This window comes from Micromonospora sp. R311 (assembly GCF_056780015.1).
Genome location: NZ_JBSWCE010000027.1, coordinates 19,987 through 44,138, shown reverse-complemented (window position 1 = coordinate 44,138; position 24,152 = coordinate 19,987). Strand labels below are relative to the sequence as shown.

General features: G+C 75.3%; 19 protein-coding genes. 14 read left to right on the top strand and 5 right to left on the bottom strand.

The genetic code is table 11. The features are described 5' to 3' along the window. The first annotated feature begins 58 nt into the window (after positions 1-58). The 4 genes from glnA (AC1WTP_RS22590) (at position 59) to AC1WTP_RS22575 (ending at position 3,182) form a co-directional block, all read left to right on the top strand. A complete protein-coding gene (glnA, locus tag AC1WTP_RS22590) occupies positions 59-1,408 on the top strand; it encodes a type I glutamate--ammonia ligase (RefSeq protein WP_250792317.1) in 1,350 nt (449 codons plus the stop codon). 102 nt (positions 1,409-1,510) lie between these two features. Next, positions 1,511-1,936 carry a DUF350 domain-containing protein gene (locus AC1WTP_RS22585; RefSeq protein WP_481651265.1) on the top strand — a complete coding sequence of 142 codons (426 nt, stop codon included), beginning with the start codon at positions 1,511-1,513 and terminating at the stop codon, positions 1,934-1,936. A 35-nt stretch (positions 1,937-1,971) separates the two neighbouring features. Then, the gene (locus AC1WTP_RS22580; protein WP_481651264.1) at positions 1,972-2,667 is read left to right on the top strand and encodes a helix-turn-helix transcriptional regulator; all 696 of its coding nucleotides are present in this window, start codon (positions 1,972-1,974) and stop codon (positions 2,665-2,667) included. A gap of 140 nt (positions 2,668-2,807) precedes the next feature. Beyond that, positions 2,808-3,182 carry a VOC family protein gene (locus AC1WTP_RS22575; protein WP_481651263.1) on the top strand — a complete coding sequence of 125 codons (375 nt, stop codon included), beginning with the start codon at positions 2,808-2,810 and terminating at the stop codon, positions 3,180-3,182. Between the two features lie 221 nt (positions 3,183-3,403). Here the strand turns inward: AC1WTP_RS22575 and AC1WTP_RS22570 are convergent, their stop codons facing one another. After that, positions 3,404-3,883: a hypothetical protein gene (locus tag AC1WTP_RS22570; RefSeq protein ID WP_481651262.1), complete on the bottom strand. Its 480-nt coding sequence runs from the start codon at positions 3,881-3,883 to the stop codon at positions 3,404-3,406. A 217-nt stretch (positions 3,884-4,100) separates the two neighbouring features. Between AC1WTP_RS22570 and AC1WTP_RS22565 the strand changes: the two genes are divergently transcribed. Further along, positions 4,101-4,481 (top strand): Vgb family protein, encoded by a 381-nt coding sequence (locus AC1WTP_RS22565; RefSeq protein ID WP_481651261.1) that lies wholly within the window; start codon positions 4,101-4,103, stop codon positions 4,479-4,481. Between the two features lie 90 nt (positions 4,482-4,571). Here AC1WTP_RS22565 and AC1WTP_RS22560 read toward each other — a convergent pair whose 3' ends face one another. Further along, positions 4,572-5,447: a S66 peptidase family protein gene (locus AC1WTP_RS22560; RefSeq protein ID WP_481651333.1), complete on the bottom strand. Its 876-nt coding sequence runs from the start codon at positions 5,445-5,447 to the stop codon at positions 4,572-4,574. 147 nt (positions 5,448-5,594) lie between these two features. On the opposite strand from AC1WTP_RS22560, the gene AC1WTP_RS22555 reads away from it, so the two are divergent. The 6 genes from AC1WTP_RS22555 to mptB (AC1WTP_RS22530) all read left to right on the top strand — a co-directional run bounded on the left by AC1WTP_RS22555 (position 5,595) and on the right by mptB (AC1WTP_RS22530) (position 15,824). Next, positions 5,595-6,359, top strand: coding sequence for a type 1 glutamine amidotransferase (locus tag AC1WTP_RS22555; protein ID WP_481651260.1), 765 nt, complete (start codon positions 5,595-5,597; stop codon positions 6,357-6,359). Beyond that, the gene (locus AC1WTP_RS22550; RefSeq protein WP_481651259.1) at positions 6,359-9,523 is read left to right on the top strand and encodes a bifunctional [glutamine synthetase] adenylyltransferase/[glutamine synthetase]-adenylyl-L-tyrosine phosphorylase; all 3,165 of its coding nucleotides are present in this window, start codon (positions 6,359-6,361) and stop codon (positions 9,521-9,523) included. The genes AC1WTP_RS22555 and AC1WTP_RS22550 overlap by 1 nt, the downstream gene beginning before the upstream one ends. Further along, the gene (locus AC1WTP_RS22545; RefSeq protein WP_481651258.1) at positions 9,516-11,165 is read left to right on the top strand and encodes a hypothetical protein; all 1,650 of its coding nucleotides are present in this window, start codon (positions 9,516-9,518) and stop codon (positions 11,163-11,165) included. Before AC1WTP_RS22550 ends, AC1WTP_RS22545 begins: the two co-directional genes overlap by 8 nt. 203 nt (positions 11,166-11,368) lie before the next feature. Then, positions 11,369-12,772 (top strand): hypothetical protein, encoded by a 1,404-nt coding sequence (locus AC1WTP_RS22540; RefSeq protein WP_481651257.1) that lies wholly within the window; start codon positions 11,369-11,371, stop codon positions 12,770-12,772. 118 nt (positions 12,773-12,890) lie between these two features. Continuing rightward, positions 12,891-14,294 carry a polyprenol phosphomannose-dependent alpha 1,6 mannosyltransferase MptB gene (gene mptB / locus AC1WTP_RS22535; protein ID WP_481651256.1) on the top strand — a complete coding sequence of 468 codons (1,404 nt, stop codon included), beginning with the start codon at positions 12,891-12,893 and terminating at the stop codon, positions 14,292-14,294. A gap of 15 nt (positions 14,295-14,309) precedes the next feature. After that, positions 14,310-15,824 carry a polyprenol phosphomannose-dependent alpha 1,6 mannosyltransferase MptB gene (gene mptB, locus AC1WTP_RS22530; RefSeq protein WP_481651255.1) on the top strand — a complete coding sequence of 505 codons (1,515 nt, stop codon included), beginning with the start codon at positions 14,310-14,312 and terminating at the stop codon, positions 15,822-15,824. A gap of 261 nt (positions 15,825-16,085) precedes the next feature. Here mptB (AC1WTP_RS22530) and glnA (AC1WTP_RS22525) read toward each other — a convergent pair whose 3' ends face one another. Beyond that, complete coding sequence (gene glnA / locus AC1WTP_RS22525) at positions 16,086-17,510, bottom strand: type I glutamate--ammonia ligase (RefSeq protein WP_481651254.1); 1,425 nt, start codon at positions 17,508-17,510, stop codon at positions 16,086-16,088. 264 nt (positions 17,511-17,774) lie between these two features. Between glnA (AC1WTP_RS22525) and AC1WTP_RS22520 the strand changes: the two genes are divergently transcribed. After that, complete coding sequence (locus AC1WTP_RS22520) at positions 17,775-18,176, top strand: RDD family protein (RefSeq protein ID WP_481651253.1); 402 nt, start codon at positions 17,775-17,777, stop codon at positions 18,174-18,176. A 167-nt stretch (positions 18,177-18,343) separates the two neighbouring features. On the opposite strand, the gene AC1WTP_RS22515 is transcribed toward AC1WTP_RS22520, so the two are convergent. After that, positions 18,344-19,033, bottom strand: a complete 690-nt coding sequence (locus AC1WTP_RS22515; RefSeq protein ID WP_447139207.1) for a DUF4191 domain-containing protein — start codon at positions 19,031-19,033, stop codon at positions 18,344-18,346. A 208-nt stretch (positions 19,034-19,241) separates the two neighbouring features. Here AC1WTP_RS22515 and AC1WTP_RS22510 point away from each other — a divergent pair, with 208 nt between their 5' ends. After that, positions 19,242-19,412 carry a hypothetical protein gene (locus AC1WTP_RS22510; protein WP_481651252.1) on the top strand — a complete coding sequence of 57 codons (171 nt, stop codon included), beginning with the start codon at positions 19,242-19,244 and terminating at the stop codon, positions 19,410-19,412. Positions 19,413-19,522: 110 nt separating this feature from the next. Further along, positions 19,523-22,417, top strand: a complete 2,895-nt coding sequence (locus AC1WTP_RS22505; RefSeq protein ID WP_481651251.1) for a helix-turn-helix transcriptional regulator — start codon at positions 19,523-19,525, stop codon at positions 22,415-22,417. A 42-nt stretch (positions 22,418-22,459) separates the two neighbouring features. Here the strand turns inward: AC1WTP_RS22505 and AC1WTP_RS22500 are convergent, their stop codons facing one another. After that, positions 22,460-24,100: a hypothetical protein gene (locus AC1WTP_RS22500; RefSeq protein ID WP_481651250.1), complete on the bottom strand. Its 1,641-nt coding sequence runs from the start codon at positions 24,098-24,100 to the stop codon at positions 22,460-22,462. Positions 24,101-24,152 lie beyond the last annotated feature (52 nt).

The window sequence follows — 24,152 nt, the reverse complement described above, 5'->3', positions numbered from 1 at the left end:
TCGGTCAGGTCGGGCCGGGGCCCGTCCGGTGGCCGACGACGTGTCGCGAGGAGTGGAAGTGGACCGTCAGCAGGAGTTCGTCCTCCGTACGCTGGAAGAGCGGGACATCCGGTTCGTCCGGCTCTGGTTCACCGACGTGCTCGGCACGCTGAAGAGCGTGTCGGTGGCGCCCGCCGAGCTGGAGGCGGCGTTCGAGGAGGGCATCGGGTTCGACGGCTCGGCGATCGAGGGCTTCGCCCGGGTCTTCGAGTCCGACATGGTGGCCATGCCCGACCCGACCACCTTCCAGGTCTTCCCGTTCGAGGGCGGGGTCAGCGGCGAGAGCGCCCGGATGTTCTGCGACATCCTGCTCCCCGACGGCGGGCCGTCCTGGGCCGACCCGCGGCACGTGCTGCGGCGGGCGCTGTCCCGGGCCGCCGAGAAGGGCTTCACCTTCTACACCCACCCGGAGATCGAGTTCTTCCTGCTGGAGAACGGCCCGATGGACGGGTCGGTGCCGGTGCCGGTGGACACCGGCGGCTACTTCGAGCACACCACCCACGCGGTGGCCCGGGACTTCCGCCGCCAGGCGGTGCTGGCCCTGGAACGGATCGGCATCTCGGTGGAGTTCAGCCACCACGAGGTGGCCCCCGGCCAGCAGGAGATCGACCTGCGCTACGCCGACGCGCTCACCACGGCCGACAACATCATGACCTTCCGGCACGTGGTGAAGGAGGTGGCGCTCTCCACCGGGGTGCAGGCCACCTTCATGCCGAAGCCGTTCACCGACCAGCCGGGCAGCGGCATGCACACCCACCTGTCGCTGTTCGAGGGGGAGCGCAACGCGTTCCACGACGCCGGCGACCCGATGAAGCTGTCCAAGGTGGCCCGGGCGTTCATCGCCGGGCTGCTGGTGCACGCCCGGGAGTACACCGCGGTCACCAACCAGTGGGTGAACTCCTACAAGCGGCTCTTCCCGCAGGCCTTGCCGGACCGGGTCACCGAGAGCCCGGCGTACGTCTGCTGGGGTCACCTGAACCGGTCCGCGCTGGTCCGGGTCCCCGCCTACGGCAAGCCGAACTCGGCCCGGGTGGAGGTCCGCTCGCCGGACTCGGCGGCCAACCCCTACCTGGCCTTCGCGGTGCTGCTCGGCGCCGGGATGAAGGGCATCGAGGAGGGCTACGAGCTGCCGCCGGGCGCCGAGGACGACGTCTGGTCGCTGACCAGCGCCGAGCGGCGGGCGATGGGCTACGAGCCGCTGCCGGAGAACCTCTCCGAGGCGATCGACGTGATGGCCGGCTCGGAACTGGTCGCCGAGGTGCTCGGCGAGCACGTCTTCGACTTCTTCCTGCGCAACAAGCGGGCCGAGTGGGAGCAGTACCGCCGCGAGGTCACCCCGTACGAGCGGCAGCGCTATCTCTCGCTCTGACCGGGGCCGCCCCGCACGGGGCTGCCGGCGGTGGCGCGCTGCCGCTATCGTCTCGATCACCGCGCCGGCACCGCGCCGGGCGTACCGGTCGGGAGGCAGTCGGTGCTGGAGGATCTGCTCAGCGGAGCCTGGCAGAGCGTGGTGTTCGGGATCGTCGGGGTGGCCCTGATGGCGGCCGGCTTCCTGCTGGTCGACCTGCTGACCCCGGGTCGGCTGCGGGAGCTGATCTGGGTGCGCCGCAACGGCAACGCCGCGCTGCTGCTCGCCGCCAACCAGCTCGGCATCGCCGGGATCGTGTTCACCGCGATCCTGACCAGCTACAGCGACTTCGGCAAGGGGCTGGCCTCCACGGTGATCTTCGGGCTGGTCGGGCTGGCCATCATGGCGCTGGCCTTCTTCGTGCTGGACCTGCTCACCCCGGGTCGGCTCGGGGAGATCATCTGCTCGGACGAGCCGCACCCCGCGGCCCGGGTCAGCGCCGCCAGCCACTTCGGCGCCGCCCTGATCGTCTGCGCCTGCATCGCCTGAGCCGGACTGTCGTACCCGCGACCTAGCTTCACGGGGTGAACCGCACGGACCGCCTCTACGCCCTGGTCGAGGAGTTGCGCGCGGTGTCGCCGCGGCCGCGCAGCGCCCGCTGGCTGGCCGAGCGCTTCGAGGTCAGCACCCGCACCATCGAGCGCGACATCGACGCCCTGCAGCAGTCCGGGGTGCCGATCTGGGCCGAGCCGGGCCGCACCGGCGGCTACGCGGTGGACCGTGCCCGCACCCTGCCCCCGGTGAACCTGACCGCCGCCGAGGCGGTGGCGATGGCGGTGGCCCTGCACCGGCTGCGCGGCACGCCGTTCGCCGCGGCCGCCGGCACCGCGCTGCGCAAGCTGCTCGCGGTGATGCCCGCCGCCGACGCCGCCGAGGCGCACCGGCTGGCCGCGCGGGTGCACCTGATCGGCGACGGGCCGGTGACGCCCGTCCCGGCCACCGTCGCCGACGCGGTGCCCGCCGGCTGGGTGCTGCGCATCCGGTACGCCGACCGCTCCGGCGCCGGGACGCTGCGCGACGTGGAGCCGCTCGGCTACCTCGGCAATCCCCGGCACTGGTACCTGCTGGCCTGGTGCCGGCTGCGCGACGGCATCCGGGCCTTCCGCACCGACCGGATCACCTCGGTGACCACCCTGGCCGAGCGGGTGCCCGAGCGGGAACTGGCCGCCGACGACCTCGACATCCCGCACGAGCGGGTCCGCCGGCTCAGCCTGGTCTGATCCTCGGCAGGCGGCGGTCGTTGCCGAGAGTCGCGGACAAACGTCGGAAACACCGACAGGACGCTGTCGCGGCCGGCCACGAGGCTGCTTCCTGAACGGCGCCGGCCGACCCGGCCGGCGCACGGCACGGGAGGCCAGACATGACCATCAGCAACGCCGTCACCTGGTTCGAGATCGGCACCGAGCGGCCGGACGAGGCCCAGCGGTTCTACGGCGACCTGTTCGGCTGGAGCTTCACCGAGGAGGGCTCGGCGGAGGCGTCGTACCGGACGACCGAGGGCGGCGCCGGTGCGGGGATCGGCGGGGCGGTGCGGGGCACCGGCGGGGCGAGCCCGAACTACGCGATCTTCTATGTGCAGGTGGCCGACGTGGCGGAGACCTGCCGGCGGGCGGAGGCGGCCGGCGGCAAGGTGCTGGTGCCGCGCAGGGAGAACGACAACGGGCTGACCTTCGCCCACCTGCTCGACCCGGCCGGCAACCACTTCGGCGTCTTCGCCCCGCCGCCCGCCGGCTGAACAGGCGGACCGGCACTACCACCCGCCGCGACCGGGCCGAGGGCGGCAGCGGCCGGGCGGGGCGCACCAGCCGCGGACCGTGATGCCTGGGAGTCATCATGATGACTCCCAGGCATCACGCCGGACCGGTTGCCCGACTCGGGCGACCGGTGCGGTCGCCCGAGGCGGTCCAGGCTCGGGCCTCACCGGGCGAGCACCTGGGCGCTCCGGTCAGCCAGACCTCACTTGCCGGTCGGGCCGCCGCGGCCGCCGTGTCCGCCATGTCCGCCATGTCCGCCGTGTCCGCCGTGTCCGCCCGGGCCGGCGGGGAAGACGCCGGCCTCGACCGCCGCGGTGATCGCGTCGGCCTGCTCCTGGGTGAGCTTGCCGTCCTCGACCGCCTGCGCCAGCCGCTCCTTCAGCGCGGCCTGCCGATCCTCGGCGGACGGGCGGTCCGGCCGGTCGGCCGGCCTGTGCTCCGCGCGGATCTTCTCCAGCGCGGCGGTTACCTCGTCGGCCGGGACGCCCAGCTCCTCGGCGAGCGCCTCGGCGAACTCCGCCTGCCGCTCGGTGCGCTGCTGCTGCCGGTCGTCGGCGGCGCTGGCGCTCGGTGTCGGGTCGGCGTTGTCGGCGGCGAACGCGACCGTCGGCGCCGCGACCCCCAGGCCGAGCACGCCGGCCGTGGCCAGGGCCGCCAGCAGGTGCTTCCTCGTCATGGCCATGATGTCCTCCAAGTCGTCGGTGGTGCGCTGACCTGACCGACGGTGACCAGCCGGGCTGGGGGGAACCCGTGGCGAAGCTGTCAGCGAGCTGGCAATCCGGCGCGGTGGGTCGGACAAACCGGTTGCTCCGGTGCCCCGGCGGTGACAAGGGTGGACGGTCGCCAGACCTGACCCGCGCCCCTGGGCGTTGGGAGCGCCGACCGGAAGGTGACCGCCAGTGACAGTCCCGCAGATCCGCGAGATCCCGCTGCCCGACGCGGCCACCGGCCCGTACGGCATCACCGCCGGGCCGGACGGCGCGCTCTGGGTGACGCTGGTCCAGGCCGGCGCGATCGCCCGGGTGCAGCCGGACGGCACGACCCGGCTGCACCCGGTGGCGCCCGGCAGCCGTCCGCTGATCATCACGACGGGCCCGGACGGGGCGTTGTGGTTCACCCGCTCCGGCGACGACCGGATCGGGCGGATCACCACCGACGGGCGGCAGAGCGCGTTCGCGCTGCCGGCCGGCACCGGCCCGTGCGGCATCGTCACCGGTCCCGACGGCGCCCTCTGGTACGCGGGGATGACCTCCGGCGCCCTGGCCCACCTGACCCCGTGACCCGCGTTGATCATGAGGTTAGCGGTGCCGATTCCGGCATTCCGCCCCGCTAACCTCATGATCAACCAGGGGGCCGGGATGGGGAGGGGGTTAGTGGACGGCGGGGGTGACGGTGAGGGTTCCGGTGTCCGCGTCGAGGGTGGCTTCGGTGCCGACGGGCACGGTGAGTTGGCCGACGCCGTGGCCGACGGGGAGACCGCCGAGGACCGGGACGCCGAGGTCGCCGAGGCGCTCGGCGAGCACGTCGGCGACGGTGACCGACCAGCCGTCCGCGCAGTCGGTGAACTGCCCCACCGCCACCCCGGCCAACCCGTCCAGCGCGCCGGCGCGGCGCAGCTGGGTGAGCATCCGGTCCACCTTGTACGGCGGCTCGCCCACGTCCTCGACGAGCAGCACCGCACCGGTCAGGTCCGGCATGTCCCGGGTGCCGAGCGTCGCCACGGTCAGGCAGAGGTTCCCGCCGAGCAGCCGGCCGGTGGCCCGGCCGGGCACCCGCACCGGGTAGGTCTCCTCCTCGGCGACCGCGGTCACGGTGACCGGCTCGGTGGTCATCAGCGCGGCGTGCAGCGACTCGGCGGACCGGGGCGGGGTGCGGTCGTCCGTCCAGGCGGCGCCGGGACCGTGCACGCCGGCCAGCCGGGCGCCGCGCCAGAGCGCGAACTGCAAGGCGGTGATGTCGGAGAAGCCGGCCACCACCTTCGGGTCCCGGCGTACGGCGGCCATGTCGATCGCGTCCACCACCCGCTGCGCGCCGTAGCCGCCGCGGGTGCAGATCACCCCGCGCACCTCGGGATCGGCGAACGCGGCGTTCAGGTCGGCGGCCCGCACCTCGTCCGCGCCGGCCAGGTAGCCCTGCCGGGCGTAGACGTTCGGCGCCAGCTTCGGGCGCAGCCCCCAGCCGGTGAGCAGCTCGATGCCCCGGGCCACCCGTTCCGGCCGGGTCGGCCCGGACGGCGACACCAGCATCACCGTGTCGCCGGGGCGCAGGGCGGGTGGTCGTACGGCGTCGTCGGTCGGCACAACGGCAGAGCCTAGTCCCGACCGGAGGTCACCCGGCGACCCACCGCTCGGCCCGCTCCGGGATTGGGCGGCACACCGGCTAGCCTCGACGGCGTGGCAACCGCGCTGGTGATCGAGAACGACCCGACCGACGACGCGCGCCGGCTGGGCGAGTGGCTGACCGAGGCCGGCCTGGACCTGTGGGTGGTGCGCCCGCACGCCGGCGACGAGCTCCCCGCCGACCTGGAGGGGTACGCGGCGCTGGTGGTGCTCGGCGGCGAGCAGCAGGCGTACCCGCTGCCGGACGGGTCGCCCGGCGCGCCCTGGTTCCCGGCGGTGGAGGGGCTGCTGCGCAAGGCCGTCCGGCACCGGGTGCCCACCCTGGCCATCTGCCTGGGCGCGCAGCTGCTGGCCACCGCGCACGCCGGCGAGGTGGAGCGCAGCACGGCCGGGCCGGAGGTCGGCCCGGCCGTCGTCGGCCGGCGGGACGCCGCCGAGGCCGACCCGCTCTTCCGGTACGTGCCACTGATCCCGGACGTGCTCCAGTGGCACGCCGACGAGATCACCGAGCTGCCGCGGGGCGCCACCCTGCTGGCCGCCTCCACCCGCTACCCGCACCAGGCGTTCCGCCTCGGCGACCGGGCCTGGGGGCTGCAGTTCCACATCGAGTGCGACACCGCGATGATCGCCGACTGGGCCACCGACTCGGCGTTGCTGGCCGAACTGGGCTACGACCCGGAGCTGGTGGTGGCCGCCTGCCACGGGGTGATGACCGACGTCGAGGAGGTCTGGCAGCCGTTCGCCGCCCGGTTCGCCGCGCTCGCCCTCGGCGAGCTGGACGACGCGCCGCGGCGCAGCCTGCCGCTGCTCGGGCAGTGATGAGCCGGCCGACCCGGGCCGCCGGCCGGTTGGCCCGTTACGGCTTCGGCGTCGGCACCGACGACGGCGGGGCGCGGGCGGCCGACCTGCTCGGCCCGGCCGGGCTGGGCCTGTGGCGGCCGGAGACCCAGGAGCCGGCGGACGAGCCGGCGGCGGAGCTGCTCGCGGCGCTGTCCCGGGCGGCCGACCCCGATCTGGCGTTGCGCCAACTGCACCGGCTGGTGGAGGCGGAGCGCCGGGCGACGACCGGCGGCCCCGCGGCGGGCGGCCGCGGGCAGCGGACCGGGAACGGCGGCGGCACAGCCGTGGCCGGCGCGCCGGGCCGGCGCGCCGAGAACGGCGGACCGGCCGGAAGCGCCGGCGAAGGTGACCCCCCGGCCGGGGACGGCGGGATCGGCGCCGGGTCGGCGCTGCTGGCCGCGCTGGCCGACGACCCGGGGCTGCGGCGGCGGCTGGTCGCCGTGCTCGGCGCCTCCTCGGCGCTCGGCGACCACCTGGTCGCCAACCCGGACCAGTGGACGGCGCTGGGCACCGCCCCGGACGGGCTCGCGCCGACCGCCGAGGGGCGGCTGGACCTGACCGGTGACGGCAACCCCATCGCGGTGCTGCGCAGGGCGTACCGGCTGGCCCTGCTGCGGATCGCGGCGGCCGACCTGACCGGCGGCCGGGGCCTGGAGCAGACCATGGCCGCGCTCTCCGCCCTGGCCGACGCCACCCTCGCGGCGGCGTACGAGATCGCGGCCGGCGAGCTGCCGGCGGGCACGCCGCGTCCCCGGCTGGCCGTGGTGGCGATGGGCAAGTGCGGCGGCGACGAGCTGAACTACGTCTCCGACGTCGACGTGATCTTCGTGGCCGCCGAGGACGGCGACCTGGCCGCGGCCACCACGGTCGCCACCCGGCTGATCCACATCTGCGGGCTGGTCGCCTGGCCGGTCGACGCGGCGCTGCGCCCGGAGGGCAACCGGGGCCCGCTGGTGCGCACCCTCGCCAGCCACCTGGCCTACTACCGGCGCTGGGCCCGCACCTGGGAATTCCAGGCGCTGCTCAAGGCCCGCCCGGCCGCCGGCGACCTGGCGCTGGCCCGGGAGTGGATCGACCAGCTCGCCCCGCTGGTCTGGCGCGCCGCCGAGCGGCCGGAGGCGGTCGAGGACGTCCGCGCGATGCGGCGCAAGATCATCGACAACGTCCCGCCGAAGGAGCTGGAGCGCGAGATCAAGCGCGGCCCGGGCGGGCTGCGCGACATCGAGTTCGCGGTGCAGCTGCTGCAACTGGTGCACGGCCGCGGCGACGAGTCGCTGCGGGCGGCCGGCACCATCCCGGCGCTGCGCGCGCTGGTGGCCGGCGGCTACGTGGGGCGGGCCGACGGGGAGGCGCTGCTGCGCGGCTACCGGTTCCTGCGTACGGTCGAGCACCGCCTGCAGCTGCAGGGCCTGCGGCGCACGCACACCGTGCCGACCGAGCCGGCCGCGCTGCGCTGGCTGGCCGCCGCGCTGGGCTACCTGGCCACGCCCGGCCGCAGCGCCGTCGAGGAGTTCCGCGCCGAGTGGGTCACCCACGCCACCGAGGTACGCCGGCTGCACGCCAAGCTGCTCTACCGGCCGCTGCTGGAGTCGGTGGCCCGGGTGCCGGCCGACGGGCTGCGGCTGACCCCGGAGGCGGCCCGGCACCGGCTGGAGATCCTCGGCTTCGCCGACCCGGCCGGGGCGCTGCGGCACCTCCAGGCCCTGACCGGCGGGGTGAGCCGCACCGCCGCCATCCAGCGCACCCTGCTGCCGGTGCTGCTCAGCGAGTTCGCCGACGCCCCCGAGCCGGACCGCGGCCTGCTGAACTACCGGCAGGTCTCCGACAAGCTCGGCAGCACCCCCTGGTACCTGCGGCTGCTGCGGGATGAGGGACCGGTGGCCCGCCGGCTGGCCCGGGTGCTCTCCTCCTCCCGGTACGCCGCCGACCTGCTGGCCCGGGAGCCGGAGGCGCTGCGGCTGCTGGCCGAGGAGAGCGAGCTGACCCCGCGCCCGCGGGAGGTGCTCGGCGAGGGGTTCGCCGCCGCGGCCGCCCGGCACGCCGACCCGGTCGAGGCGACCCGGGCGGTGCGTGCGCTGCGCCGCCGGGAACTGGTCCGGCTGGCCTGCGCCGACGTGCTGAGCCGGGCCGGTTCGCTGGCGCCGTCCCCGCCCCGGCCGGACGGGGAGGGACGCGTCGCGTCGGCGCTGGCCGACGTCACCGCGGTCGGCACCGCGCTGGCCGACGTCACCGACGCCACGCTGGCCGCGGCGCTGCGTACCGCCCGGGCGAGCCGGCCGGAGCTGCCCGGGCTGCGGTTCGCGGTGATCGGCATGGGCCGGCTCGGCGGGTACGAGTCGAACTACCTCTCCGACGCCGACGTGCTCTTCGTCTACGACCCGCCGGCCGGCGCCGCCGAGAGCGCGGCCAGCGCCGCCGCGCACGCGATCGCCGAGGAGCTGCGCCGACTGCTCGGCATGCCCGCCCCCGACCCGCCGCTCGGCGTGGACGCGGACCTGCGCCCGGAGGGCCGGCAGGGCCCGCTGGTGCGCAGTCTCGCCGCGTACGCCCAGTACTACGCCCGCTGGTCCCGGGTGTGGGAGGCGCAGGCGCTGCTGCGCGCCCGGTTCGTCTGCGGCGACGCCGACCTGGGCGCGGAGTTCGAGGCGCTGGTCGACCCGGTCCGCTACCCGGCCGACGGGCTGACCCGGGAGCAGGTCGTGGAGATCCGCCGGATCAAGGCGCGGGTGGAGCACGAGCGGCTGCCCCGCGGCGCCGATCCGGCCACCCACACCAAGCTGGGCCGGGGCGGGCTCGCCGACGTCGAGTGGGCGGTGCAGCTGCTCCAGTTGCGCCACGGCGGGGCCAACCGGGCGCTGCGCGGCACGCGTACCCTCGACGCGCTCGCCGCGGCCCGGGACGCCGGCCTGGTCGACCCGGCGGACGCCGCCGCGATGGCCGCCGGCTGGACCCTCGCCGCGCAGGTCCGCAACGCGCTGATGCTGGTCCGCGGCCGGGCCGGCGACCAGCTGCCCCGACACGGGGTCGAGCTGGCCAGGGTGGTCCGGCTGCTCGGGCGGGACGATCCCGGCGAGTTCCTCGACGAGTACCTGCGCACCGGCCGGCGGTCCCGGGCGGCGATGGAACGGGTGCTCGATGGCTGAGGCACAAGGAAGTGGCCCTGCCCGTCGGTTCCCGGGGAGCATCCCCACTCTGCTCACAGGGCGCGCCTGGCTGCCCGCGGCCGGCACGGCGCTGCTGCTGGCTGCGGCGTTCCTGCTCGCCCCGCCGATGGGCACCGACCTGGCCGCCCAGGTGGCCCGGGCGGAGTTCGCCGACCGGTACGGCACCCCCGTCGACCTCGGCTGGTACGGCGGCGTCGACCAGTACGGTTACAGTCTGTTCGTTGCCCGCCTGGCCGCCTGGACCGGGCCCCGGCCGCTCGGGGCGGTCGCCGCGGTGCTCGCCGCCGGGGCACTGGGCTGGCTGTTCGCCCGGCACCGGGCCCGCCGCCCGGTGCTGGCCGGGGCACTTGGCGCGGTGGTTCTGGTCGGCAACCTGGTCAGCGGCCGGATCACCTTCGCCGTCGGGCTGGCGCTCGGCCTGCTCGCCCTCTGCGCGGTCTCCGCCGATCGACCGGCCAGGCCCGCGCGGCTGGTCCTGGCCGGGCTGCTTGCCGCGCTCACCACCTGGGCCAGCCCGGTCGCCGGGCTGTTCACCGGCCTGGCTGGCGTGGCCCTGCTGCTGGCCAGCCTGCGCCGGGTGCCGGGCCCGGGACGACCGCTGCCCGGCGGCTGGCGGGCGGACCGCCCGCTCGGTGAGGCACTGACGCTCTGTCTTGCCCCGGCGCTCGCCCTTGCCCCGATGGCGCTGCTGTTCGGCAATGGCGGCACCCAACCGTTCAGTGCCGAGTCGATGCGGATCAACGTGGCGCTGGCTGTGGCGGTGTTCTTCCTGGTGCCGCGCCGTCGCCGCGCGCTGCGGGCCGGCGCCGCGCTGACCGTGCTGCTGCTGGTCGCCGCCCAGGCGCTGCCCAGCCCGATCGGCTCCAACGCGCTGCGGCTGCCGATGCTCTTCGCCCTTCCGCTGCTCGCCGGGTACGCGCCGCTGCCCGGCCCGTGGCTGGCCGGGCTCCTTGCCGCCTGCGTCTGGTGGCAGAACCCGGTGATGACCAGCGACCTGGCCCGGGCCGGCTCGCCGGAGAGCGCCGCCGCGTTCTACCGGCCGCTCGTCGACGAGCTGGCCCGCCGGCAGCCGGTGGGCCGGGTCGAGGTGGTGCCGCTGCGCGACCACTGGGAGTCAGCGTATCTGCCGGCGACCGTGCCGCTGGCCCGCGGCTGGGAGCGGCAGGTCGACACCGACCGCAACGCACTCTTCTACGCCGACGACCTGACGCCCGAGGAATACGCCGAGTGGCTGCGCCGGGAGGCGGTCGGGTACGTCGCGCTGGCCCCGGACAGTCCGCCCGACCGGTACGCCCGGCAGGAGGCCGCCCTGGTCGCCGCCGGTCAGCCATATCTGCGCGAGGTGTGGCGGGACAGGACGTGGCGGCTCTACGCGGTGGTCGACCCGACCCCGCTGGTCGGCGCGCCGGGCCGGCTGGTCAGCTCCGGTCGGGCCGCCGTGCGGTTCGTCACCGACGCCCCCGGCGACGTGCCGGTGCGGGTGCGCTGGTCGCGGTGGCTGTCGCTCCAGGGGGCGGGCGGGTGCCTGCGGCCCGGCGCAGACGGATGGACCGATGTGCGGGTCCGGGTGCCGGGCCAATTCTCGATCTCCAGCAGCCTCACACCGGCGAAGCACTGCTAGCTCCACTACACACGCCGACTCAAGCTCGACCTTCAGGCATGCCCTCGACCTCGGATGGCGGCTGCCGTACGAGGCGTAACCGGAAGCAGAGCGGGTAAGCCCGGGCCCCGCTGACCGCCCCTGACGAGGCGGAGCCGTGAAGGAGAGGATGACGCGGCATCGGCCCTGACCGTCGCAGCCCCGCTACCCGTAGGGCGGCAGGAATGATCCTGGCGTGCGGGCTGGCCGCCGCTCTGCTTCGACTGCCCTTCCTCTGGACCGGGCTCGGCATGGACGAGGGGGGCTACGCGCACGTCGTACAACAGTGGTCCCGGGGTGCCCGGTTGTACGGGGAGGCGTGGCTCGACCGCCCGCAGGGGCTGCTGCTGACGTATCGGCTCCTGCTCTGGCTCAACGACGACGGCTGGACCATCCGGCTCGGTGCGGTGCTCGCGGGCCTGGGCATCACGGTGCTGGTCGGAATGATCGGTTGGCTCCTCGTGGATTCTCGGACGGGGGTAGCCGCAGCAGGGCTGTACGCCATGGCAGGAGTCGCCCCGAACATCGAGGGATTCACTCTCAACGGAGAACTGCTCGCCAGCTTCCCGGCGACCCTGGCCGTGGCCGCGGCCCTGCTCTGGCTCCGGTACCAGTCAGCGGGTTGGCTCGTCACGGCCGGCCTTGCGGCGGGCGTCGCCATGACGATGAAGCTGTCCGGCCTGGACGGGATAGCGGTCGGTCTGGTCGTGGCCCTTCTCCGTCCGCGGCCCGGCCGGGTCACCGGGTCGCCTCAGGCGCTCTTCCTCGGTGCGTCCGCCGCACCAGTCGGGCTGTCCGCCCTGCACGGCTGGCACCTGGGCTGGCGCGAGTACTGGACGGCGCTCGTCGGTTACCAGTTCGCCGCGATGGGTGAACCCGCCGCCGGACCCGCTGCCCGCTGGGCCGACTTCACCAGCAGCCTCGGTCCCGTCGCCCGGGACCTGGCGGTGGTGGCGGGGGCGGCCGCCGTCGGACTCTGGCTGCTGCGCGGCGCACGGCCGGCGAGGTGCGTCCTGCTTGCCTGGCTCGGCGGCGCAGCCCTGGGTGTGAATGTCGGTGGCTCGTACTGGCCGCACTACTACGTACAGCTGCTTCCGCCGCTCACGGTGGCGGCCGCAGCAGCGGTCGCCGCTGTCCGCCGGCCCCGCCTGCGGGTGGTGGCAGCCGTGACGGTTCTTCTGCCCCAGCTCATCTGGCTCGCCGCGCTGGTGCCGGCCACCGCCGAGGAACGGCAGCAGCGGATCCCCTACTACGGCCTCGCGCGCCGGGACGAACGGATCGCCGCGGTCATCCGGGCCGAGACTCTCCCGGACGACCGCATCTTCGTACTCATCTCGAGGAGCAACATCTACTTCCTCGCTCAGCGAACGACCGACTACCCGTACCTCTGGGGCAAGCCCATCGAGAAGATCCCCGACGCGCTGCCCCGCCTGCGGGCCATGCTCGACGGTCCGGAGCGCCCGGCATTGATCGTGCTGGACAGCGACCCGAGAAGGGTGGACAGATCCGGTGAGTTGAGCCGGGTCCTCGCCGAGCACTACCGCGTCCGGCGGGTGGTGGAGGGTGTGCCGCTGCTGACCACTGCCTAGTGCGGTGTCGCGTCGGCCGCCTGCGCGCAGGAGACGCGGGGCGCCTGGGGGCTGTCCGCCGGGGACAACTCCTGGTCCGGTGCTCACCGTCGGCGACAGCACTGGCAGCATGTCGGGCGTGTCTCACCACCTCGCGCGCTGGACCGGTCTCGCGGGTTCGGCGCTGCTCGCCGTCGCCGCGTTCCTCGGCGGAGCGCTGCCCGACGCGGACCTGCGCCCCACCCCGGTCAGCATCTGGCAGGGCCCGAACGGGCCGCTGATCATCGCCAGCTGGCTGGTCGGCACCGCGCTGATGGCGTACGCCTGGTGGGCGCTGCGCGACCGGGTGCCCTCGGCCCGCTGGGCCCTGGTCACCGCCGGGCTCTGGCTGCTGCCGCTGCTGTTCGCACCGCCGCTGGGCAGCCGCGACGTCTACGCGTACGCCTGCCAGGGGGCCAGTTACGCCGCCGGGATAAACCCGTACGAACAGGGCGTGTCGGCGCTGCCCTGCCCGTGGCTGGACACCATCTCCTACATCTGGCGGGACACCCCGGCGCCGTACGGGCCGCTGTTCGTGGTGCTCGCCGGCGCGGTGGTCAAGGCGACCGGGTCGCTGACCGGCAGCATCGTGCTGTTCCGGCTGATGGCGGTGGCCGGGGTGGCGCTGACTGCGGCCTGCCTGCCGGTGCTGGCCCGCCGGTGCGGGGTGCCGGCCGGCCGGGCGGTCTGGCTGGCGCTGGCCTGCCCGCTGGTCGCCGTGCACCTGGTCTCCGGTGCGCACAACGACGCGCTGATGGTGGGGCTGCTGGTGGCCGGGCTGGCGGTGCTGGTGTCCCGGCCGGGTCGCCCCGGCCCGCTGCTCGCCGCCGGCGTGCTGCTCGGGCTGGCCGGCGGGGTCAAGGTGACCGCGCTGGTCGTGTTGCCGTTCGCCGCGCTGGCCGCGATCGTCGGTGGGTTCTCGATCAGGGCGCTGGTGCGCGACGGTGGCTGGGTGGTCGGCGGGGCGGTCGCGACGGTGGTGGGCGTGACCCTCGCCGCGGGCCTGGATTTCGGTTGGATCGCCGGGCTGGAGCAGGGCGGCCTGGTGATCGCCTGGACGTCGCCGCCGACCGCGGTGGGGCAGACCGTGGCCTACCTCGCCGCGCCGTTCGGTTGGCACGGCGACCCGCTGCCGGTCACCCGGGGGATCGGGATGGCGGCGCTCGCGCTGGTGCTCATCTGGTTGTGGTGGCGGGCGCGCACCCGGGACCCGATCTGGCACGCCGGGCTGGCGCTGGCCGCCACGGTGGCGCTGGCCCCGCTGTTCCACCCCTGGTACTGGATCTGGCCGCTGACGGTGCTCGCGGCCACGGCGCGGCAGCGGACCGGCTGGTTCACGGTGGTGGCGCTGGTCTCGTCGTTCCTGGTGCTGGCCAACGGCACCGGCCTGCCGAGGTACACCAAGACCGTCGGTGCGCCGCTGATGACGCTGTTGGTGATCGTGGTGCTGGTCCGCTTGGTACGGTCGGCTCGGGCGGCCCGCCGGCCGGTCGCCGTCGACTGAGCGAAAGGTGCGCCGGTGAGCGATCCCGGCGCCCCGCCCGACGCCCCACCGCCGCCCGGCACCGCCCGGCTCGCCCGGTACGCCGGCCTGGCCGGGGCGGTGCTGCTGGCGGTCGCCGGCTGGCTCGGCGGCGCGCTGCCGGGCACCGCCACCGTGCCGACCTGGCGTGGGGACCGCGGCCCGCTGGTCGTCGGCGCCTGGCTGCTGGGCACCGCGCTGCTGGTCGGCGCGTGGTGGGCGCTGCGCCGGGGCGCCCCGTCGACGCGCTGGGCGTACCTGACCGCCGGGCTGTGGGCGCTGCCGGTGCTGGCCACCCCGCCGCTGGGCAGCCGGGACGTCTACTCCTACGCCTGCCAGGGCTGGGCGTACGCGCACGGCGTCGACCCGTACGCGACGGGGGTGGCCGGGGCCGGCTGCCCGTGGGTGGAGTCGGTCGCGCCGATCTGGCGGGACACCCCGGCCCCGTACGGGCCGTTCTTCGTGCTGCTCGCCGCGCTCGCGGTGACCCTCGGCGGCGACCTGGTCGGCACGGTGGTGGCGCTGCGCCTCGTCGCGGTGGTCGGGGTGCTGCTGACCGCGCTCTGCCTGCCCGGCCTGGCCCGGGCCGCCCGGGTGCCCACCCGCCGCGCCTCCTGGCTGGTGCTGGCCTGCCCGCTGGTCGGGGTGCACCTGGTGGCCGGCGCGCACAACGACGCGGTGCTGCTCGGCCTGCTGACGCTCGCCCTGCTGGTGCTGGTCCGGCTGCCCGGCCGGCCACCGGCGCTGCTGGTCGCCGGGGCGTTGCTCGGGCTGGCGGTGACGGTGAAGGCGACCGGGCTGGTGGTGCTGCCGTTCGCGGTGCTGGCCGCCGTGCTGGGCCGCTACACGGTCGGCGCGCTGGTGCGCGCCGCCGGCTGGCTGGCCGGCGGGGTGCTGGCCGGGCTGGCGGCCACCGCGCTGGCCGCCGGGCTCGGGTTCGGCTGGGTCGGCGGGCTGGCCCGCAGCGGCGACTCTCAGCAGTGGACCTCGCCGCCGACCGCCGTGGGTTTCGTCGTCGACTACGCCGGCGCGCTGGTCGGCCGGGACCCGGGCGCCGTGCCGGTGGCCCGGGCGGTGGCGCTGCTGCTGCTCGCCGTGCTGCTGGTCGTGCTCTGGTGGCGGGCCTGGCGGGCGCTGCGCCGGTTGAACGACGTCCGGCAGCGGGTGGCCCGGATCGAGGCGGCCCGTCCCCGGGTGGCGTTGCGGTCCGCCGGGCTGGCCCTGGCCGCCACCGTGGCGCTGGCCCCGGTGGTCCATCCCTGGTACCTCACCTGGCCGCTGGCCGTGCTCGCGGTCGCCGCGGCCCGGACCACCTGGTTCGTGCTGCCCTGCGCGCTCGCCACGTTCCTCACCCTGCCCGACGGCACCACCCTGGCCCGGTTCACCAAGGCCCCGGGCGCACTGGCGATGACCGCGCTGGTCGTCGGGCTGGCGGTGTGGGGCCTGCTCCGGCTGCGCCGAGCCCATGCCGCGCGCGCCGTCAGCCGGGCCCGCACCGCGCGCCCCGGCTGACGGGTCCGTGCCGCCGGCGTCCCACCACGGTCGGATCCGTTCTGCGAGATCTTGGTGCGAAAGGGCCCCTGGAAGGGCCGATTCCCTCCAAGATCTCTACGGAGGGAGGGCGGATCTCTGCGGGGCGGGGGCAGGCAGATGGGGGCCGGTCCGCCGTGCGGGTGGACTGGCGGAGCGGTGCCGACCGGCTGCCCGGTGCCGGGTTCGCGCAGGAAGGCCCCGGGCGAACCCGGGGCCTTCGCTGGAATCCTGCCTGGAAGGTCAGCAGTCGAAGTACATCGCGAACTCGTGCGGGGTCGGGCGCAGGCGTACCGGGTCGACCTCGTTGGTCCGCTTCCACTCGATCCAGGTCGAGATCAGGTCCGGCGTGAAGACGCCGCCGTCGAGCAGGTAGTCGTGGTCGGCCTCCAGCGAGTCGAGCACGGCCGACAGCGAGCCCGGCACCTGCTTGACGTCGCCCCACTCCTCCGGCGGGAGGTCGTACAGGTCCTTGTCGATCGGGGCCGGCGGCTCGATCTTGCTCTTGATGCCGTCCAGGCCGGCCATCATCATCGCCGAGAAGGCGAGGTAGACGTTCGCCGACGGGTCCGGCACCCGGAACTCGACCCGCTTGGCCTTCGGGTTGCTGCCGGTCACCGGGATGCGGGTGCAGGCGGAGCGGTTGCGCTGCGAGTAGACCAAGTTGACCGGCGCCTCGAAGCCCGGCACCAGCCGGCGGTACGAGTTGACCGTCGGGTTGGTGAAGGCGAGCAGCGACGGGGCGTGGTGCAGCAGGCCGCCGATGTACCAGCGGGCCGTGTCCGACAGGCCGGCGTACCCGGTCTCGTCGTAGAACAGCGGCTCGCCGTTCAGCCAGAGGCTCTGGTGGGTGTGCATGCCGGAGCCGTTGTCGCCGAAGAGCGGCTTCGGCATGAAGGTCGCGGTCTTGCCGTTGGCCCACGCCTCGTTCTTCACGATGTACTTGAAGAGCTGGAGCTGGTCGGCCGCGTGGAGCAGGGTGGAGAACCGGTAGTTGATCTCGGACTGGCCGGCGGTGCCCACCTCGTGGTGCGAGCGCTCCACGGTGAACCCGGTGTCGACCAGCCGGCGCACGATGCTGTCCCGCAGGTCGGCGTAGTGGTCCACCGGCGGCACCGGGAAGTAGCCGCCCTTGTACGCGGTCTTGTAGCCGCGGTTGCCGCCCGGCTCGTCGCGGCCGGTGTTCCAGGCGCCCTCGATCGAGTCGATGTAGTAGTACGACTGGTGCGCCGAGGTCTCGTGGCGGATGGAGTCGAAGATGTAGAACTCCGCCTCCGCGCCGAAGTAGGCGGTGTCGGCGATGCCGCTGGCCGCCAGGTAGGCCTCGGCCTTCTTGGCCACGTTGCGCGGGTCCCGGCTGTAGGCCTCGCGGGTGAACGGGTCGTGGATGAAGAAGTTGAGCGCGAGGGTCTTCTGCGCCCGGAAGGGGTCGATGAAGGCGGTGGCGACGTCCGGGAGCAGGAGCATGTCCGACTCGTGGATCGCCTGGAAACCGCGGATCGACGACCCGTCGAAGGCCAGGCCCTCGGTGAAGAATTCGTCGTCGACGGACTCGACCGGCAGGTTGAAGTGCTGCATCACGCCGGGCAGGTCACAGAAACGTACGTCGACGAACTTCACGTCCTCGTTCTTGAGGTATCGCAGGAGTTCCTCGGGATTGGCGAACACACGTCCTCCTGGCACGTCCACGGGTGGCTAGGCTCTTGGCGACGCTATGGCCGCGCGGTTGCCCGGCCATGTCTTGAGTGTTTCTGCCGTGTTACGTCCCTCGCGCAGCGTCATCCGCGCCGCTCGACCGGGGCTGGGCGGCCGACCGGGAGCAACCGGCTGTGCCAGTGTATGGACACTTGACGCGGTTGGTCCCTTTTTGCGCGGTGGGTGCGGCTGATCCCACCCGGTCGCCCGCCATACCGCCTACTACCCTTGATCGCTGTGACCACGCCGCCTGACCGTCCCGTGCCGCCCGCCGCGGATCCCGCCTTCACCCCGCCGAGCCTGGGCCGCCGGTTCGGGGCACTGGTCATCGACTGGGTGCTCTGCCTGCTGGTGTCGAACTTTTTCGCCGACCCGGTGCGCGACGGCTGGGCGCCGGTCCTGGTGCTGGTGCTCGAGTACGGCTTCTTCCTGGGCCTGTTCGCGCAGACCCCGGGCATGTACGTCACGAAGGTCCGCTGCGTCGCCTGGGCCGACGGCGGCCGGATCGGCCTGCTCCGCGGCCTGCTGCGCGGCGTGCTGCTGGCGCTGGTGGTGCCGCCGCTGCTGATGGACGAGCACCGTCGCGGCCTGCACGACCGGCTCACCGGCTCGGTCGTCACCGACGCCCCCCGCCCCTGACCGGTTCCGCCGCGCCGGCTCCGGGGTCGCCATGATCGTCTTTCCCCGGGCAGGTCGCTGACCGAGGCTCCGCCCTGCTCACCCTCAGACGATCGAGGACGACCGGAGGTCGCGCGGACGGCAGGAGCCGGGGTCGACCGGCCCCGGCTCCTCGCGTACGTCTTCGGTCAGCGACCGCGCGTCTGGCGGAAGGCGCCGCGCGGCGGCCGCATGTTCTTCGGGACGGCGCCCTTGGGCATCTGCGGCCGGGCGGTGAGCGCCTTGAGGCGCTTGTCCAGCGAGTTGACGTCCTTGCCGCTGAGGTTGCGCGGCAGCCGCATCAGCGTCATCCGCAGCTTGCGGATCGGCAGCTCGCCCTCCTCCTGGCCGATCACGTAGTCGTAGAGCGGCGCGGAGCCGATCACCTTGGCCAGCCGGCGCTTCTCCTGGCCGAGCAGGCCCCGGACCCGCTGCGGGTTCCCCTCGGCCAGCAGGATCACCCCGGGCCGCCCGATGACCAGGTGCACCATGTCCATCTGGGTGGTGGAGCTGACGGCCGGGGTCACCCGCCAGTCGCCGCGCATGCTCTCCATGATCTGGGCCGCCGCGCCGGGCTGGCCCTCGGCCGCGTTCATCATCGCCCGGTTGGACCGCAGGTTGAGCACGATCAGCAGCGCCAGCAGGGCGAACAGGATGCCCACCGGCAGCCAGACCCAGCCCCAGAGGACGACCGCGACCACGGTGAGCGCGAGCGGGATCAGCACCGCGGCGGCGGCCAGCGGCGCGAACCACCTGTCCTGCTTGGCGGTGAACTTGAACACCATCCCGATCTGCTTCAGCCGCTGGCCGAACGAGACCTTCTCCTGGGGCTTTGCCATGCCCCAGAGTCTAGTGGTCGGCGCCCGCCGGGTTGATCCGCGGCCGGTGGTCGGTGGGCTGAGTACCTTACGTCGCCGACCGGCCCGGTGAGGCCCGGCGTAAGGAGGGGGAGCGGCCGAAGATCAGGCAGCGTGCCCATGCCCCGGCGGCACCTTCGCGCGGAGAGTCAAGGTCAGCAGATGACACGACGCACGGCAGGAGCCCGACATGTTCGGCAACGACGCGGAATTCCTTCTCTCCCTGCACCGCACGCACGCCGCGGAGCTGCGCGCCGAGGCGGCGGCGGACCGGCTCGCCCGGTCGCTGGCCCGGCGCGGAACCCGAGGCTGGCTCGGCCGCCGCCACCAGGCGGGCCGTACCGACGACGCCCGCCGGTGACCGCCCCCGCCCCGCCGGCGGCCGGCCCCGGTGTCGAGCCGCCGGCCGGGCCCGCCGACGGGCCGACCGGCGGCGCCGGCGGCGGCGCCGGCCGTGGCATGCTCGGAGCCGTGACCGCACGCGCCGCCAGCAGCATCCTCGTCGGCCGTCAGAGCGAACTGACGGCCCTGCGCGACGCCCTCGCCCGGGCCCGTACCGGGGAGCCGACCACGGTGCTGGTCGGCGGCGAGGCCGGGGTGGGCAAGACCCGGCTGCTGGAGGAGTTCGGCGGGCTGGCGGGCGCCGCCGGCGCGCGGCTGCTGATCGGTCAGTGTCTGGAACTGGGCGAGGCCGGCCTGCCGTTCGCGCCGTTCGCCGCCGCGCTGCGCGAGGTGCTGAAGCACGACGGCCCCGGCGTCCTCGACGGGTACGAGGCGGAGTTCGCCCGGCTGCTGCCGGAGCTGGCCCGGTTCCCGGCCGGAGTCACCGCGCCCGCCGCCCTGCCGATCTCCGACGCCCCGCGCGGCTACCTGTTCGACCTGGTCGCCGGGCTGTTCCACCGGCTCGCCGCGGCCCAGCCGCTGGTGCTGGTGATCGAGGACCTGCACTGGGCCGACCGGTCCACCCGCGACCTGATCGGCTTCCTGGTCCGGGCCGCCCGCACCGCCCGGCTGCTGCTGGTCTGCACCTACCGCACGGACGAACTGCACCGCGGGCACCCGCTGCGCCCCTTCCTCGCCGAGCTGGACCGGGCCCGCGGCGTCGAGCGGGTCGAGCTGGGCCGGCTGGACCGGGACGGCACCGCCGCGATCCTGGCCGACCTGCTCGGCGCCGAACCGGCCGCCCGGGCCGTCGACGACATCCACGACCGCACCCAGGGCAACCCGTTCTTCATCGAGGAGCTGGCCGCCGCCGGCGACCCGATCGGCTGCGCCGCGCTGCCGGACACGCTGCGTGACCTGCTGCTGGCCCGGGTGGACCGGCTGCCCGACGCGGCCCAGCGGGTGCTGCGCATCGCCGCGGCCGGCGGCACCCGCTTCGCCCACCAGCTGATCGCCGAGGTGGCCGCTCTGCCCGAGCCGGAGCTGGAGGACGCCCTGCGCGCCGCCGTCGCCGCCCAGCTGGTGGTGGCCGACCCGGACGGCGACTACGAGTTCCGGCACGCCCTGGTCCGCGAGGCCGTGCACGACGAGCTGCTCCCGGGGGAGCACGCCCGGCTGCACGCCCGGTTCGCCGCCGCCGTCGAGGCCCAACCCCACCTGGTCCCCGCCGGTCGCGCGCCGGCCGAGATCGCCCACCACTGGTACGCCGCGCACGACCACCCCCGGGCCCTGGTGACCGCCCGCGCGGCCGCGTGCGCCGCCGCCGAGCGGTACGCGTACGCGGAGCAGAGCCGGCTGCTGGAACGGGTGCTGGAGCTGTGGGAGCTGGTGCCCGACGCGGCCGACCGGCTCGGCATGGACCACCTCGCGGTGCTGGAGGAGACGCTGACCGCCGCCAGCACCGCCGGCGACTACAAGCGGGCGCTCACGCTGACCCGGGCCGCGCTGGCCGAGGTCGACGCCGACGCCGAGCCGCTGCGCGCCGCCCGGCTGCTCGACCGGCACGCCCGGATGCTGGCCATGCTGGGCAAGGCCGACGGCGCCGCCGAACTGCGGGAGGCGTACCGGCTGGCCGGCCTGGTGCCGGACGGGCCGGAGCGGCTGCGCCTGCTCGCCGGGATCACCGCACAGCTGGCCCGGATCGACCCGGTCGACGGCACCCGGCTCGCCGGCGAGGTGCTGGCGACGGCGGAGGCGGCCGGGATCGACGCCACGCTGCTGCCGCTGCAACTGGCGGTGCTCTGCCGCCGCGACGACTCGGCCGAGCTGGGGCTGGCCGACCTGCGCCGCGCCGAGGAGCTGGCCCGGGCCGCGGACAACCCGGAGGCCCTGGTCAGCGCGCTGGTCTACAGCTCCGACGCGCTCTTCGAGCTGGGCCGCTACGCCGAGTCGGCGCAGGCCGCCGCGGACGGGGTCAGCGAGGCCCGCCGGGTCGGGATCAGCCGCTCCACCGGCGCCTACCTGCTCTCCAACCAGGCCGAGGCGCTGCTCGCCCTGGGCCGGTGGACGGAGGCCGAGGAGGTCTGCGCCGAGGCGGCCCGGATCGACCCGCCCGGCGTCTCCGGCCTGCACTGGCTGCAACTGCGCGCCGGGCAGCGACTGGCCCAGGGCCACCCGGGCGCGGACGAGGCGGTCGGCCGGGCGTTGAGCTTCCTGACCCGCCCCTACCTGCACCCGCACCAGCGGTTGCCGCTGCTGGAGCTGCGGCTGGAGGCGGCGCTGGCCGCCGACGACGGCACCGAGGCGCGGCGCGCGGCCGAGGCGGCGCTGACCGACCCCGCCCTGTCCGGCTGCCCCCGGTACGGCTGGCCGTTGCTGACCGCCCTGGCCCGGACCGCCCGGCGGCTCGACGACGCGCCGCTGGCCGCCCGGGTCGCCGCGCTCGCCGCCACGGTGCCGGTCCGCTTCCCGGCCGAGCGGGCGCACGCGGCCGAGGTCGCCGCCACCGTCGCCGGCGGGGACGACCCGCTGGTCGCCTGGCGGACGGCGGTCAGCGCGTGGCGGGCCGACGGCCAGCCCTGGCCGCTGGGCCGGGCGTTGCTGTCGCTGGCCGAGGCGGCCGCCGCCGCCGGCGAGCGGGACGAGGTGTCGGCGGCGGTGGCCGAGGTCGCCGCGATCGCCGACCGGCTCGGCGCGCCGCCGCTGGCCGAGCAGGCCGCGACCCTGGCCCGCCGGGTCGGGCTGCGCGGCGCGACCCGGGGCCGTCCCGGCGCCGACCTGCTCACCCTGCGCGAACGCGAGGTGCTGCGGCTGGTGGCCGAGGGGCACAGCAACAGCCGGATCGCCGAGCGGCTGTTCATCTCGCCGAAGACGGCGAGCGTGCACGTCTCGCGGATCATCGCGAAGCTCGACGTGAGCAACCGGGTCGAGGCCGCCGCGCTGGCCCACCGCCTCGGCCTGCTCGGCGAGCCCGCCGCCCGCTGATCCTTCCCAGGGCCCGGCCCACGGGCTCCGGTTGGGCAGCGGTCAGTGGCGGGGCAGGTAGATCCGCCAGCCGTCGACGGTGACCAGGTCGAGGCGGGCCGGTTCGGCGCGCATCCGCTCGTCCAGGCGGGCGGCCAGCGGCGAGCCGGCCGGCGCGACCCAGGCCGGCGCCGCCGCCCGCCGCACCGCCCGCCGGTACGGCAGGTAGCGGTCGTGGCCGGGGCGCAGGTCGTCGCCGACCACCGCGCAGACCACGTCCTCGGCGCTGGCGAAGGTGAGCCGGTTGCAGGTCCAGTAGCCGCCGTACACGTGCCGGACGCCGCGTTCGCGCAGGGCGGACACGAGTCCGGCGTGCCGGGCCTCGGCGGCCTGCGCGGCCGGGGCCGTGCGGACCGCGCCGGCCGTGGCCACCGCGGCGGTGCCGACGCCCGCCGCGAGCACGCCGACGGCCGCGACCCGGAGCGCGACCGCACGCCACCGCGCCGCGTCCGAGGTGGCCGTCCGGAGAGCGGCCCCCCGGGCGGCCGTCCAGAGGGGCCAGAGCAGGGCGGGCAGCGAGATCAGCAGGCAGGACAGGTAGCGGGAACTCTCCACCGGGGTCCGCCCGGCCGCGCTGCTGCCGGCGTACGTCGCGAGCGTGGCGACCCCGGCCACGACGAGCGCCAGCCGCACCGCCGCCCCCACCCGCACGTCCACCGTCCCCGGGCGGGCGGCGGTGCGACCGCCGCGGAGGGTGCGCCAGGCGGTGGCGGCGGCGATGACGACCAGCACCGGGAGGGCCGCCGCCCACCACAGCTGCCAGCCGGCGCAGTGGCTCGGCGAGCAGAAGCCCATGCCCAACGGCGGCCCGAGCACCAGCGCGCCGTGCAGCCGGTCGGCCCAACCGGCGGGCTGGTCGGCGCCGCCGGCGGTCAGCACGGCGGTGAGCGGGTCACGGCCGGCCAGCAGGCTGTGCCCGAGCAACGGGGCGGCGCCGAGCAGGGCGGCCAGCCCGAGCAGCGCCCCGGCCCGGCCGCGCAGTTCCCGCCACCGGAACCCGACCAGCACCGCGCCGGTGGCCGCCACGTACGGCAGCACCAGCGGGTCCACCCAGACCATCAGCCCGGCGAGGAACCCCCAGGCCGCCCAGCGGGGCAGCCGCCGGCCCGGCCCACCGGCCGCCAGGTCGTGAGCCAGCAGGGCGAGCGCCGCCCCGGCCGGGTTCATCTCGGGATAGCCGCCGCCGGCGATGAGCTGGTTCTTGACGATCCGGTCCGAGCCGAACGCGAGCAGCGCGACCACCAGCAGGGCGAACCAGCGGTCCCCGGTGAGCCGCCGCGTCAGCCGCCAGGCGAGCAGCACGAACGCCGCGTACAGCGCCAGGGTCGGCAGGCGCAGCCCGAGCAGGGACGGCCCGGCCACCGCGAACACCGGCGCGGCCAGGTACGCCTCCAGGGTGCCCATGTACGCCTGGCCGTAGAACCAGACCGGGAACTGGCGGCCCTCGGCGATGTGCAGCGCGGCCAGGCCCATGGTGGCCTCGTCGCTGTTCGTCGGCGGGGCGTCGTGCAGCAGCAGCCAGAGGCGGTAGCCGACCCCGGCCACGATCGCGACCACGGTGAGCAGGGTGGGCAGCCGCGGCCACGGGGTGCCCGGCAGCGCGCCCGGCGCGGCGCGGTGCTGCTGGCGTACCCCCGTGGTCATGGGTCGATCATGGCACCCGGCCGGCCACCGGCCGGGCAGCGGTGCCGGCGGG

Coding starts and splice junctions, on each gene's coding strand:
- AC1WTP_RS22540 (WP_481651257.1), top strand. CDS start 11,369: ATGATCCTGGCGTGCGGGCTGGCCGCCGCTCTGCTTCGACTGCCCTTC.
- AC1WTP_RS22515 (WP_447139207.1), bottom strand. CDS start 19,033: ATGGCAAAGCCCCAGGAGAAGGTCTCGTTCGGCCAGCGGCTGAAGCAG.
- AC1WTP_RS22560 (WP_481651333.1), bottom strand. CDS start 5,447: ATGCTGGTGTCGCCGTCCGGGCCGACCCGGCCGGAACGGGTGGCCCGG.
- AC1WTP_RS22570 (WP_481651262.1), bottom strand. CDS start 3,883: ATGGCCATGACGAGGAAGCACCTGCTGGCGGCCCTGGCCACGGCCGGC.
- AC1WTP_RS22550 (WP_481651259.1), top strand. CDS start 6,359: ATGAGCCGGCCGACCCGGGCCGCCGGCCGGTTGGCCCGTTACGGCTTC.
- AC1WTP_RS22575 (WP_481651263.1), top strand. CDS start 2,808: ATGACCATCAGCAACGCCGTCACCTGGTTCGAGATCGGCACCGAGCGG.
- AC1WTP_RS22545 (WP_481651258.1), top strand. CDS start 9,516: ATGGCTGAGGCACAAGGAAGTGGCCCTGCCCGTCGGTTCCCGGGGAGC.
- AC1WTP_RS22510 (WP_481651252.1), top strand. CDS start 19,242: ATGTTCGGCAACGACGCGGAATTCCTTCTCTCCCTGCACCGCACGCAC.
- AC1WTP_RS22500 (WP_481651250.1), bottom strand. CDS start 24,100: ATGACCACGGGGGTACGCCAGCAGCACCGCGCCGCGCCGGGCGCGCTG.